The following is a 14274-nucleotide window of genomic DNA, read 5'->3' on the forward strand; positions in this document are numbered from 1 at the left end:
AAGATGGAAGGGCTGGTTATATTGAAGAAAACAGTCGCATATTACCGTAGTTCATCTAAAAAACAAGAACACTCCGTTCGAATGCAGAAATATTATGCAAAGGCGTATTGCAGAGATCATTATATGAAGCTGGACTATGAATATGAAGATCCATATGTATCGGCTCGAATTATACATATGAATCAGCGACCGGGATTACGAAGTTTGTTGGAAGCAATTCGAAATGATGAAATTGAACATTTAATTTTGTATAAGAGAGACCGGTTAGCAAGAAATGTAATCGAGTATATGGAAATCTATGAACTTCTTCAGGAGAAACAGATAAAAGTTCATTTTACGACTGTTGGAGAACCGGTAATGGAATACACGCCGATGAATCGCTACCTAGAAGTGATTATGGCTGGTTTTGCACAACATGAAGGTGAACAAATTAATAAACGGTTTGATGCGATGCGTCAGAGTAAATTTGATGCAGGAAAAGCAGTGAGCCGGCTTCCATATGGTTTCCAAAATAATAAAAAGAAAAAAGAAATTGAAATCGTAAAAGATGAAATGGATATAGTTATGTTTATTTTTAATGAATTTTTGAACGATACATGTACATCTTTGCAACAAATAAAAGATTGTTTAGATGGAAAAGGCTTTAAGAAACGAAAAGGACTTCCTTGGGAACTACAAGATGTTAGACGTACATTAGAAAATTCCTTTTATATGGGTGTATATAGTATTCGATTGAAGGGAGTTCACCAAGAACATCAGCTAGAAGGCACAATGCCGATTGAACCACACCAATGGGAAGCTGCGCAAGAAAAACTAAATCGAATAGTAAACAAGCGCGGTTCTACAAAAACGAAAAAGGAAATTGATAAAGAAGATATTCTGTATCGTATGGAGGGACTCCTGCAATGTTCTTATTGCAAGAAACAATTAGAGGGAGTTGTTAAACGGAGAGGAGATACATTTTTAATAGGATATCAATGCAAAGAACATCGTTTGTATATTGATAAGGAATATATCGAACAAAAAACATTTGAAAAAATGAAATGTTTTTTTCTTAATTTACAAGAGAAAGAGTTTGATGGCTTGTTTCAACGTTACTATAGACAAAATATAAAAGAAATAGAACGAATGATACAAGGGCATAGTCAGCGCTTAGATCAAAAGAAAAAGACAGTACACACAAAAGTACAAAGGTGGTTAACGGAAAAGAAAAATGAAAAGTTGCACAAAGAATTACTTGGTTCTTATCAACATTTTCAGGAACACAAACAAATCAAAGAAGAATTGGAATTGAAACTAAATGTATTAAAAAAGGTGCCTGGTGTAGTAAAGGATTTGGAAGGTAATATCCATAAGCACTTGATGTTAGATTCCTTACCAGATTATAAGAGTATGGAGTTATTTCAAGATCTGATTTTTACTGTAATTGTAGATAGACACGGTTATGAAATTATTTTTAAACATCCATTTTTACATTATCAAGAGGTGCATACATGTGAAGACAATTCGTGATGTTTTAGAAAAAGGGAAAAAAGGAGCTTTTTATGCGAGGGTTTCATCTGATCGTCAAACCATCGATGCGCAAAGGCATCATGTATATGAATTTATAAAAAACTATGAATGTGAAATTGTGAAAGAATATGTAGATCATGGAGAATCAGCATTTAAAAAGAAGTTAATCAAGCGTCCTCAAATCATGGCGTTATTACGAGATGTAGAACAAGGGAAATATGATTTTGTGATTACGTATGCAGATGACCGCCTTGCGCGATCGGAGATTGAACATGTACAAATACGAGTAATAATGAACGAAGCGAAAACAGATGTTATATTGACGAGTACGGGAGAATTGTATACCGAGCGTGATATTATTACACAATTAATTCGAGAGGGTGGAACTCGTTATGAAGTAGAGCGAATCAGTGCACGTACGAAAGATGCGTATGGACAAAGAACAGACTATGGTCAATGGATGGGAGGTCCTGTACCGTTTGGATATGTACAGGATGAAAATACTAAGAACTTTTCTATTCTAGAAGATGAAAAAGAACTTGTGTTAAAGATATATCAGTTATATCAAAGTGGTGAAGGGTTTGCGGATATCGCCAAAATATTAAATGAGCAAAAGGCGAAAACAAATACAATCCATTGGAAAAAGGAACGAGTAAAGCACATTTTGACCAATCCAATTTATGCAGGGTATGTTACATTCGGAAGACTAAAACCTGGATCTGGAAATAGTATTGAAGACTTATCCAAATGGAAGATGGCAAAATGTGAAGAGATTCCAGCTATTATGACCAAGGAAGAATGGTTAGCTACTTTTCAAATGTTTGAGAAGAAAAGAAACAAGGAGTTACCTCCCAAACAATTAAAAACAGAGTATGTTCTACGGGACTTAATTTATTGTAAAAGTTGTGATGCGCCTTTGCTTCCAAAGAATCAAGAGACTAGGGGGAAAAATGGGAAGAAATATGGAATGAAAAAATATATGTGCTCGAATAAATTATGTAATGTTTGGTTTTCAACAGATGAGTTACATGCATTGGTTTTTGATAGTGTTATAAAGGAGATTACGGATAAAGTTATTTCTAAATCGCAAACGGAACTGATGTATGAAGTGGAACAAACTTTAGAAAAAGGAATCAAACAAATAAAAAAAGAAATGCAGCGTTTAAAAAAACAGGTGGATAATTGTCTAGTTTGGATCAAAGATGCGGAACGTGAAATAGATGAATTATATAGTCAAAAGAAGAAATTGGTGGAAGTTGATCCGAAAATAGATCCTTTGTTGGATGTAATGTTGGATTATCGTTTGCATTTGTTGCACGAAATCAGAGAGACAGATGAGTTGATCGCAAAAAAAGAAGCAGAAATGAAGCATATTGAAGATGTCGATTCTAACCAAAGTATGTTACAAAAAAATGTGTTACAAGCATTTCGAATAGAATTTACAAATTTACAAAAAGATATGAAACGAATTCGTCAACTTTTGGTGTATTTAATTGATAAAATTATAATAGATCAAAATGGGAAAACAGAATATATTTTAAAAATAAATTTAGAGCAATAAAAAGTAACTCGGAAATTTGAGTTTCTTTTTATTGCTTTTTAATATCACAAATATGGACGTGCTATGGGTTGTCATTTAGAAATATGCTAGTTTCAAAGAAATTATTTTTCTCGGCAAAAAGGTGAAGGAGTTATGCCAAGAAAAACGTTTACTCGGTATTAAGTTAGTAATGGTATACCACTACTACTTCTTTACCGAGTGATTTTTTTAAAAAGTAGGACAAGATTCCGTTATATATAAGGTTTGTCCCTTTGTTTGTAAATAAAGAAGATTCAGGATATTCCTTTCTCGGTGTAAGGGTGAATATGTCTTTTGGTCATTCGGCACTGAGGTGAAATATAAATTGATAAATTTTCAAAGTTTGATAGCGAATTTTGAAATAGGAACAGTATTAATGTTGGAGAAACAAGAATCTGGTGGGGGGAATTAAGCATCATTAAAGAGAATTTTCTTATTTAAATTAATTATGGTTGTTATGTAATATGTGTGTTATGAAACATTTCTTTTTACAAGGTTCATATAAAGCTTGTTATTTTATCTGTGTCATATTTAATTAGTTATGTTAAAAAGTAAATAGAATAACTACCCCTAAAAAAATAGCCATTGATATATCGATGGCTATTTTTTAGTATTCGTATTTTAAAATGTATTAAGCGCTAGGCATCGGTGTTGGGGTTGCATTTATACCTTCTTTCTTATATTGCTTGTCGATATATTCACGAATTTCTAAAGTAGAGGCTCCATTTTGTTTCATTAAAACCGCTTGGAAAGCAATATCTACACAAGCAGCTTGACTCATTGCATGTGATTCCCATGTAACCTCACCGTTCTCTTTAATTTCATGGATAAAACAATCTTTATTGCTTTTATGGTCAGAGTTTTCGTCACATCCACAGTAACAAGGAATCCATTTTAAAAGTTCGGTATCTTTTCCTACCATCCCATAAATTTGAGAGACTTGTCCATTTTTTGTTGACGATAAAAAAGAAGGAAGAGTTTCTATATTAGCTGTTGTTTCTAGAGTATCGCCTTTAAAATGTGCACCTTTATTTTTGGTTTCTTGTAACTTATTTTTTGTGTGTTTGTTATTAGTCGGTGATGAATCATTAACGGAACTACAGCCGATTAATAGGCTTACTAATAAAACTACAGGTATGATCTTTGACATCATACTGTCTCCTCTCTGTAGAAATTCTTTTATAGATAATGATTCGATTTACATGTTTTTTTATTAATTCGTTTTTGATCTCGTTAACAACATAAACAAAGTAATCATACAAAAAGCAATTAAAGCTAAAAATGGGATTGTGATAAAACCTAGCCAATTAATATAATCAACATTACAAGGAACACCTTGGACACATGGATTAATTTCTGAAACATCAGGGATTTTTTGTATTGCGTAGTGATAAATTGAGATAGTTCCACCAATAATAGAAATCGGTAATACATATTTTTTAATGTTCTTTTCATTATAGAACGTGGCAATGCCTAAAATAATACAGAGTGGATACATCATAATTCGTTGGAACCAACACAATTCACATGGTATGAATCCAAGAATCTCACTGAAAAATAGACTACCTAGTGTCGCAATCATTGACACAATCCATGCCATATATAAGGTGTAATTACGCCATTCAAAGTTCTTTTTTATTGTATTCATCATTTCTTTTCCTTCAATGCTTTTTCAATTAAATTTTTGATTTGTTCATAATCATAAGGATCAGATAACATCGTTCCATTTACAACAATGCTCGGTGTTTTTTCTACATTGTAGTCTTGTGTTAGTTTCTCATCTCTGTTTACTTCTTCTTGTTCTGTTTGTCTTTTTAAATCTTCTTCGAGCTGAGTAGTATTAATACTTGGTGTATATGCTTTTGCAATTTCTAATAGTTTTTCAGGAGTAATCCATGAATCATCGTGATTTTCTGGCTGTGCGTTAAATAATTCTTTATGGAAACTCCAATATGCTTGTGGGTCTTGTTTATAAACAGATTCAGCAGCTAAAGCAGACAATTTTGATTCTGTTCCGTGGAATAAAACATTCACATATGAAAATTTAACTTTCCCCGTATCGATATAGTCTTTTTGTAATTGAGGGAAGATACGCTCACCCCATGCTTTACAAGCAGGACACTTAAAGTCACCAAACTCAATAATAGAGACTGGTGCATCTTCTTTTCCTAAAGTAGGTTGTTTACCGATAGGAGGTAAATCTTTTATCACTTCATTCGTAGCAACTTGTTCTTCTTTATTTAAAACGACGAAAGCTGTAACTGCAGCGAAAATGATTAATGTGGCAATTAACAATAATTTTATGTGAGAGCCTTGTTTTTTCTTCATGTAAACACCTCGAATTTTTAGAGTTTAATAGGAACATAACAAGAAGTTTTTTGGTTATCGAATTCGTTTAATATCGCGGATGATATCTTCATATGGTGTGTTTTGAAGACCTGAATATTTCTTTACAACTTTTCCATCTTTGTCTACGAGATAGAAGCTCGTACCATGTATAACTTGTGAATTATTTTCTGGTTTGGTTACAAGGGTTTGGAAGTTCTTTTTTGCAAACTTTTCAATGTCTGGTCTTGTATAGCCTGTTAGGAAATGAGTTCTCTTTGTATCCATTTCATAGACCTTCATAAATTCTGTTATTTTTTCAGGTGTGTCTACTTCAGGATCTACACTGAATGATACAAAATCTACATCTTTAATTCCCTCTGCATTCAACATTTTTTGAAGTTTTGCCATATTGGCTGTCATAGGTGGACAAACAGTTTGACAGCTTGTAAAGATAAAATCAGCTACCCAGACCTTTTCTTTTAACTCAGATGAACCAAACTTTTTCCCATTCTGATCTGTAAATGCAAATTTTTCTACATCCCAATCTAGTGAATCCCTTAGTTTATTATCACTACATGCTCCTAAAATCGAAACTATGGAAATAAGCATAAGTAATCCAATCACACGAATTTTTTTCATATGTATACCCTTTCAAAATATATTTAAGGTACGGAGCTACTAGGTAGCCCCGAATCTTATTATTTGTTTCGTAATAAACGCATACTGTTAAGTATTACAATAAGCGCAGCCCCTGTATCACTTAGTACAGCCATCCAAAGAGTAAGCCAACCTGGGAAGATAAAGGCAAGGGCAATAAATTTAATAATCAATGAGAACCATATATTTTGTTTAATGATGTGCAATGCTTTTCGACTTAGTTTCATGGTATAAGGAAGTTTTTCAAGATTGTCTGCCATCAAGACAATATCTGCCGTTTCCATTGCTGTATCAGTTCCTGCACCGCCCATGGCAATACCAAGGTTTGCGGTAGCGAGGGCAGGGGCATCATTAATACCGTCCCCAATCATAGCTACTGTTTTCCCTTCAGATTGAAGTTGTTTTACAGAATGAACCTTATCTTCTGGAAGTAAGTTAGCAAAATAACGATCTACTTTTGCTTTCTGTGCAATGTGTTCAGCAGTTCCTTCATTGTCTCCTGTTAACATAACAGTTTCCTGAATACCTGATCGTTTTAATTCTTGAATTGTTCCATAAGTAGTAGAACGAATGGAATCTGCTACTGAAATCATTCCTAAAATAACTTTGTTCGTTCCAACAAGTATCACGGTTTGACCAATTCTTTGCATTTCCCGAATCGGTTCGTTCCACATTTGAAGCGAAACTCCAAGCTCTTCATATAATGCTTTATTTCCAGCGTAGTATGTTTCGCTATTTATCGTTACTTGAGCACCTTTTCCTACAATTGCGCGGAAGTCAGCTCCACTTTGAATAGAAGTTTGATGTTCTTTCGCATAAGCTGTAATTGCTTTTGCAATTGGATGGTTAGAGTATTCTTCAATTGTTGCTGCGATGGATAATAACTCGTCTTCAGTACAATCTAAACTTCGTACATGCATTACTTTTGGTTTTCCCTCGGTCAATGTACCTGTTTTATCAAATGCAATAGCATTTAATGAACCAGCAATTTCTAGAGCAGTACCACCTTTAATGAGTACACCATTTCTTGCTGCATTTCCAATTGCAGATACAATGGCAACAGGAGTTGAGATAACTAAAGCACAAGGACATGCGACAACAAGAAGTTCTAATCCTTTATAAATCCATTCCATCCATTCGCCCATACCAAGAAGGGGAGGGATGATCATGACGCCAATTGCTAATACAAAAACGATAGGGGTATAGATTTTTGCGAAACGATCCACAAATGCTTCTGTGGGTGCTTTCTTTTCTTGTGCTTCTTCTACAAGGTGAATAATTCGAGATAACGTAGTGTCTTCAACGAGTTTAGTTACTGTAATCTCAAGCGAACCTTCTTCATTGATCGTTCCTGCATATACAGAATCGCCAATTTGTTTATCAATTGGGATAGATTCACCAGTTATCGGTGCTTGGTTTACAGTAGAAGTGCCTCCTATAATTGTACCGTCTAATGGGATTTTTTCACCAGGCTTTACAACAATCGTTGTATTCACTGCAATATCATCTACAGATTTTTTTATAAGTTCAGTTCCAACTTTTATCCAAGCCTCTGATGGTGCTAAATCAATTAATCCACGAATGGATTCTCGTGTACGTTCAATTGATTTGTTTTGTAGCGTTGCTCCTAATGCAAATAACCAAACAACGGTTGCACCTTCTAGCCATTGACCAATTAATGCAGCACCAATAGCAGCTGATATCATGAGAACGTTCATATCAAGTGATTTACTTTTTATTGCATAAAAGGCACTTTTGGCAGGCTTATAACCACCAATTACAATGCTTGCCGCATAGAGAAGTGTAATAAGGAGAGGTGGTACGTTTGTAAAACTCCCTCCAAATCCTAAAGCTAAAAATAAACCTGAGAGAATCAAAGTTGTATTTTTTGATTTTGAAACAGGTGCCGATTCTCTACGAGTTCCCGCTAAGGAAGCCCCAAATCCTGCGTTAGATACTTGTTTTATAATTTCCTCTACATCTCGTTCATGACGAATATGCATTTTTCCAGTAGCAAAGTTTACGCGAACTTCCTCTACGCCAGGAACATTTTGTAGATGTTTTTCGATTGTTAAGGCACATGCACCGCAATCCATACCTTCCACCAGGTATGTTTGTACGCCATCTCCTGTTACTTTCTGATTATCACGAGGTGATGGGGCTTCGCATGAGCTATCACTACAACAAGAAGTTTCTGATGTTACTTCTTCTTTTTGTATGGCGGATGCAGAAGAGCAACATGAAGATACCTTTTCTGGTTTAGGTCCACAACAGGAAGCGGAAGAGTTATTCTCTGTTTTCGCAGTATCAGTGTTATTACTGCAACAGGAAACTTTCTTAGCAACGGGAACAATTGGGATCTCTATTTTAGGGGAACAACATGATGTTGTTTCCTTTGCTTTTTCTATTTTCACAGTATCTTTGTCACTACTACAACAGGAAGCCTCCATAGTAGCAACGGGAACAATCGGAATTTCTTTTTTTGAAGAGCAACATGATGAAGTTTCCTTTTGTATTCCTTCTTTAGTAGGAGTTGATGAAGATTCACTGTGAGAAGAAGTTTGACAGCAGCTCGTTTGTTTTTCTTTCTTATCTGTCATGGCAACTCTCTCCCTTTTGAGATAAGCATGCATCGTTTTTATCACATGATGCTACCTCGTTTTGAACTTCATGAAATACAACGTCAAACATTGTAAGTAACTGTTCGATTTGTGCATTTCGTAAAGAATAGTAGACATACTTTCCTTCTTGTCTTCCAAGAATAATGCCACATCCTTTTAAACAGTTCAGATGTTGGGATATGTTTGACTGATTTCCGTTGATGATTTCTACAATTTCAGATACCGTTTTTTCCCCATCCATCATACATTGAAGAATCTGAAGCCGTGTTTTATCAGCAAAGCCACGGATAAATTTGGCTTTTATATCTAAATCATTTGTATTACACAATTGTATTCACTCCAATCGTATTAGTAATTACTAATATGTTTATTCTTCATTCATATTAGCATTGGCTAATATGTGTGTCGAAAATTTAAAAAAGTCTGACAAATAAGTGTTCCTTTACATTATTTTTGCTTTGGATATCTAAGGGGAAGTTGGAGTTTTTGAAAAACAAGGGCAGTTAGATGAGGGATTTGTAGATGTGATGGCAAGGAAGAAGAATATTAGTTTATAAAATATGGTTACACATGTTCCAAAGAGGCAACGCCTTCTTTGGATTTGGTGATATTTGTTGTTGAAATATCATTTGTTTATCCCTATATTTTGATTTATTTAGGATAAGGTTGTGCCCTTTAGTAATTGAGAGGTTCTTTGACTCGGTAGTTAAATTTTGTATAGGTAAAAGCTTCCTTTTTGGAGCTTATTGTAAGATAATTATTAGTAGTTAAATCGTTTTTGAGATTTTTTTAAGGGGAGATATAGATGGAAGCTAATGTTAATCAATTACAACAAACTAACGAAGAGATTGAAACGAGTGCGGATGAATTAGGCACATCTGTTTCTCGATTGGGGACGTTAACAAGATTTTTGCGCAACAATACTGATAGACAAATTGCTAATACAACAAAGCTTCTGTTATTAGAACAATTAGATCAACTTTGCATCATGTTAATAAAAAGAGCCGAGCAGCATAGTGCTTCAATGGGAAGAAGTAAAATAAAAGATGAGGATGTACAGAAGGCTTTTGAAGAATTGTTACAGCCACATGTATTTATTGACCAAATTACTAATTTGCTAGACCAACAGAAAGATGAATTAAGTGAACTTGCGTCTAGACAATCATTGCTAAGATTTTTGGAGGAATAGTTAAATGGAAATCGAAAAGAAAACGTTTTTCTTTAGGAATAATGAATATTCGATTGATGAAATGATTGACAGGATTTATGCTGAGGATTTTATTGAATTTTTTAAAGGGTATTTAACAGAAGAAACCAAACAACAACCTAGTAAAAAAAATTGTTTATTAGGGTTAGGACATGCCTATCCAGATAGTGAAGAGATGATACGATCAAAAATAATGCAAGCATTTGGGCAAATAGGGAGAAAAGGGGACAAGCTATCTGTAAATCTATTCCGATTAGCAGAGGTGGAAATAGATGTAACTACAAGTATAAAAGCGGAAATTGCAGATCTTATTACTACAAAAACAAATATTAGAAACAGAGATTCTTTATCTGCAAATTTAGAATACGATTTATTTTTAGAGGATGTGAATTATAATCAATCTTCTGTGGATTTAAGGTTCCGTGTTGACAAGACAGAATTAGTTACAAATCCTATTCCCACTCAAATAATAAGAAGCACGTTTGTTGAAGTACGTCTTTATACTGCAACGAAGCTAGCTGCTATATATAAATTAGATATAACTGAAACTCAGGCAATACAAATATTATCAGTAGTTTCATTATTGTTTAAAAGATATGTACCTAGAATAGAAAAAATAAGTTTGGATGAAGCTCAACTTATTATGATCAACCTTAAGTTAAAAGGACTAGTTTCTTCTCCAAAATTTAAATCTGATGATGATTTAAGAGTAGATATTTATGGAGTAGGTCCTCAGCACCAAAATAATAATATCATGCAGGTTATTGAAGATTCATCTAGTCTTAAAATGTATGAATTAGCGATTCAATGTATTATTGAGGGACATGCTTGTAATCTCAAGCTTACACACGACGGAGGTATTTATATTGGTACGCCAGTTAGTCCTAAAGTCTTAGATTATATCATTTTACAACTTAACTGGGTAATTCATAATAAAAAATTCTACAATGATATAGAACAAATTATGATACAAACATTTAAGCGTATAAAATCATCTATTCTTCAATATCATTTGGAAGCCAAAATAAAAAAAGTAGAGGAAGATTTAAAGAAAGTTGTCGAGGGCAGTAAGTTAAATGTTCAAAAGAGGAAATTATTATTTACGGTTTTGACTAATTTAGGATTAGAGAGTGTAATAATGTTAGAAGAGAATCAGATTCTAAATGTTATAAAAGAAGAATTAAAGGATGAAGAAATAAATATAGATAACTATGGGAACTTACAAAGTTTCTTTTCGGATTATTTTGTTTCACATCGTTATAAAAATCGCACGGATTCTGATGAACTAGCTAAAAATATTGTAATATTAATATGTCATTTTTATACAAAATTTAAAGATGATGTAGTAAGGATAATTGAAGAATATAAAATTAAAATTGAGGAATGGTCGGAATGTCTAGAACAGAGAACATCTTAACCAATGATGAAATAAACTGTTTAGATGTTATATTGTCAGATGTAAATTTAACTGCTCTTAAAGATTATTCTATTGATATGAAAGTGTTTGAGCAAAGGTTGGGAAAGGGAGAAGATATTAATTCTTTAAGATCAAAAGGAGTTTTTGATATAGAAGAATTAGAATCATTTGAACAAAAACATAGCGATGAAGATGCGGAACCGATATTAAAGCCAGTAAATGTATCTCTTGTTAAAGTCAATGTCAAAAAGCTAATAATGATTTGGTTGAATACTGTTTTTTATAATGCAGGAAGAACATTTTCATTAGAAAGAGATACTAAAATTGAATATGAGAACGGTGAATACAGTGTATTAATTGAAAATGGAATACAGGAAGCACCTAAAATCATTTTCTTAACAAAAAGGCTTAATGATTCAAAGCTGTTTCAAAATATAGAAGGAAAGGTTTATATCGCATTTTTTGCCTCATCATCTATTCCAGAAGAAAGAATGTCTCATTGGGATATACCATTAAGTAGTGTTGAAGAAGCTACTCGATTCTTTGCTTGGCTCCAAGAAAGTAATAAAGAAACATATTCTAAATTATATAATTACATAAATATACCGAAAGATTTGGATAATTCTCAAATTGAAGGTATTTTATTGCTTGTTAATGATTATTTGATTGAAATGGACTATCAAAAAACAAATGACAGTCGGAAATTTAGACAAGAATCAATAGAATATTTAATACCATATGAATTAATACGAGAAGTTTTTATTTCAACTAATGGTAATAAGAAAATTATTATTATTGTTAATAATAATCGAATAGAAATTCATTCATTTATCAATGGTGTAAAAAAAATCAATGAAGAATTGGAGACATACATTCAAAGTTTAGATGCTTGGATTAATGGAAAGGTAAAGAAACACCGATCTATTCAAAAGAGCATAAAAACTCCTATGTTATCTGATATAAAGCAATATATTGGTATATTTCTTATGATCATAGTACCAGCTATTACATCGTTTATGCTATTGTTTCAGGGTGTTAAGAATATAGAAGATATTTTTAAGGATCCAATTATGTTAACAATACATGTACTGCTTTCTGTTGTTATCATAATTATTATATTTTATCTAAGCATTGTTCCTCATATAAAATTAAGGTGGTTTTCGTGGGAGAGAGGGATTAAAAGAGTAGCTGAAAAAGATAAGAGTAAGTTAAATTTATAAATTAAAAACTATCCTTGCAAAAGGCATGATTTAATGGCATGACTTTTGTGTAAGGATAGTTTTTTTGTTTAAGCATTGTTAATATTTTTTTCATAAATATGAATTCGATTCATGTGAGTGAATAAAATAAAGAGATCATAATTATAATAAGCATAGATTAAATTTAATACGGCTTGTTCTTTATTTAGTTAAAAATTGATTTTAATTAATACTGTTCTCGCATAAGCATTAATACTACATGGTGATTTGTGAAAAGTAGGTGTTATGGGTGGAATCCTATGCAGTTTATGTTCGCGTATCAACTGATCGAGATGAACAGGTTTCATCTGTCGAAAACCAAATAGATATCTGCCGAAATTGGTTAGAACGAAATGGATTTAAGTGGGATGAAAAACGTGTTTATAAAGATGAGGGAATAAGTGGGACTTTATTTGTAGACCGACCTTCTATTCAATTGCTATTGCAAAAGGCAAAAACAAAAGAAATTGATATGGTTGTTTTTAAATCCATTTCTCGTTTAGCAAGGGATTTGAAGGATTCACTAGAGATTCGTGAGGTGTTTTTAGCTCATAATGTTCGAATCATTTCTGTTGAAGAAGGTTACGACTCTGTAAAGGCTGGAAAAAACGATATGGCATTTGAGCTATGGTCTTTATTTTCAGCTCAATACAGTCGAACGCTTTCGTCTAGTATTACGGCAGCTTTGTCAGTAAAAGTACGTCGTGGGGAACATATTGGGAAAGTTCCGTATGGATACAATCGTGAAAATCAAAAATTGGTGATTAATGAGGAAGAAGCCCAAGTTGTTCAAATGATGTATAAATGGTATCTCGAAGGTTGGGGATATAAAAAGATAACAAATGAATTAAATCGATTGGGTATAAAGTCGAAAACTAAAAAAAACTGGCAAATGACATCAGTTCAAAGAATCCTTCAAAGTTCAATTTATAAAGGAACCTTTATTTTAAATCAATATACTTCAGTAAAAGTTGGTGGTAAGAAAAAACAAATTCGAAACCCAGAAGAAAAATGGTTTGTTTTTCCTGATCATCACCCTAAGATTGTTAAAGAAGAGATATGGAATCAAGCAAATCGAAAAAAAAATAAAACAAATAAAACGAAAATCACAGCTTGGAATGAATTTCGCAATCTAGCAAAATGTGCAGTCTGTGGTTCTAATATGGTAATTGTACAGTCTCATTTGAAAAAGAAAAGTGGAGAGCGGACGGAATGGAAATATTTAAAGTGTTCTCAATATCGCCGGGCAGGAAAACATGGTTGTGTAAATCATGTGCCAATTCAATATGGGGATTTTCGTCAGTTTATCATAAGTTTACTAGTGGAAAAAGGAGAGTCTGTGACTTTAAGGCTTCAAAGCAATGTCGAAAAGGGGCAAGAGAAAAAGATAAAAAATTTACAACAGCTTATGAGTACAAATCAGCAAAAGAAAAAAGCATTACTAGATTTGTATTTAGAAGAACTTATTAATAAAGAAGAGTTTGAAAAAAAACGAAACGATCTTGAAGTGGAAATAATCAAAGCGGACCATGAATTACTGGTGATACAAAATGGTAATCATGTTCAAATTGATATTCAAACGATAAAACAAGCCTTTGAGCAGTTACAAAAGCAAGAGCAAGATTTAATTCACGTATTTCAAACGTTAATTCAAAAAATCAATATCCATCAAAATGGGACAGTAGACATTATATATACTTTTGAAAGTCCGTTAT

General features: G+C 33.0%; 12 protein-coding genes. 6 read left to right on the top strand and 6 right to left on the bottom strand.

The window, feature by feature from the left end; translation table 11 throughout:
- Nucleotides 1-21 precede the first annotated feature (21 nt).
- A complete protein-coding gene (locus tag KI369_RS15880) occupies nt 22-1512 on the top strand; it encodes a recombinase family protein (protein ID WP_238363657.1) in 1491 nt (496 codons plus the stop codon).
- Nucleotides 1496-3073 carry a recombinase family protein gene (locus KI369_RS15885; RefSeq protein ID WP_089603434.1) on the top strand — a complete coding sequence of 526 codons (1578 nt, stop codon included), beginning with the start codon at nt 1496-1498 and terminating at the stop codon, nt 3071-3073. The genes KI369_RS15880 and KI369_RS15885 overlap by 17 nt, the downstream gene beginning before the upstream one ends.
- A gap of 649 nt (nt 3074-3722) precedes the next feature.
- Here KI369_RS15885 and KI369_RS15890 read toward each other — a convergent pair.
- From KI369_RS15890 to KI369_RS15915, 6 genes are all read right to left on the bottom strand, one after another.
- A complete protein-coding gene (locus tag KI369_RS15890; RefSeq protein ID WP_089603433.1) occupies nt 3723-4241 on the bottom strand; it encodes a PCYCGC motif-containing (lipo)protein in 519 nt (172 codons plus the stop codon).
- Between the two features lie 63 nt (nt 4242-4304).
- Nucleotides 4305-4742, bottom strand: a complete 438-nt coding sequence (locus tag KI369_RS15895) for a disulfide oxidoreductase (RefSeq protein WP_089603432.1) — start codon at nt 4740-4742, stop codon at nt 4305-4307.
- Nucleotides 4739-5419: a DsbA family protein gene (locus KI369_RS15900; RefSeq protein ID WP_089603431.1), complete on the bottom strand. Its 681-nt coding sequence runs from the start codon at nt 5417-5419 to the stop codon at nt 4739-4741. Before KI369_RS15900 ends, KI369_RS15895 begins: the two co-directional genes overlap by 4 nt.
- Nucleotides 5420-5473: 54 nt before the next feature.
- A complete protein-coding gene (locus KI369_RS15905; RefSeq protein WP_089603430.1) occupies nt 5474-6058 on the bottom strand; it encodes an SCO family protein in 585 nt (194 codons plus the stop codon).
- A gap of 59 nt (nt 6059-6117) precedes the next feature.
- Nucleotides 6118-8676 (bottom strand): heavy metal translocating P-type ATPase, encoded by a 2559-nt coding sequence (locus KI369_RS15910; protein WP_089603429.1) that lies wholly within the window; start codon nt 8674-8676, stop codon nt 6118-6120.
- A complete protein-coding gene (locus tag KI369_RS15915) occupies nt 8666-9025 on the bottom strand; it encodes an ArsR/SmtB family transcription factor (protein WP_016117806.1) in 360 nt (119 codons plus the stop codon). The genes KI369_RS15910 and KI369_RS15915 overlap by 11 nt, the downstream gene beginning before the upstream one ends.
- A 477-nt stretch (nt 9026-9502) precedes the next feature.
- On the opposite strand from KI369_RS15915, the gene KI369_RS15920 reads away from it, so the two are divergent.
- From KI369_RS15920 to KI369_RS15935, 4 genes are all read left to right on the top strand, one after another.
- Nucleotides 9503-9886, top strand: a complete 384-nt coding sequence (locus tag KI369_RS15920; RefSeq protein WP_071743174.1) for a hypothetical protein — start codon at nt 9503-9505, stop codon at nt 9884-9886.
- A gap of 4 nt (nt 9887-9890) precedes the next feature.
- Complete coding sequence (locus tag KI369_RS15925; protein ID WP_089603428.1) at nt 9891-11321, top strand: hypothetical protein; 1431 nt, start codon at nt 9891-9893, stop codon at nt 11319-11321.
- Nucleotides 11297-12541 (top strand): hypothetical protein, encoded by a 1245-nt coding sequence (locus KI369_RS15930; RefSeq protein WP_089603427.1) that lies wholly within the window; start codon nt 11297-11299, stop codon nt 12539-12541. The genes KI369_RS15925 and KI369_RS15930 overlap by 25 nt, the downstream gene beginning before the upstream one ends.
- 268 nt (nt 12542-12809) lie before the next feature.
- A partial coding sequence (locus KI369_RS15935; protein ID WP_373452616.1) for a recombinase family protein occupies nt 12810-14274 on the top strand: 1465 nt, incomplete at its 3' end.

The organism is Bacillus sanguinis (genome assembly GCF_018332475.1).
Lineage (GTDB): Bacteria > Bacillota > Bacilli > Bacillales > Bacillaceae_G > Bacillus_A > Bacillus_A sanguinis.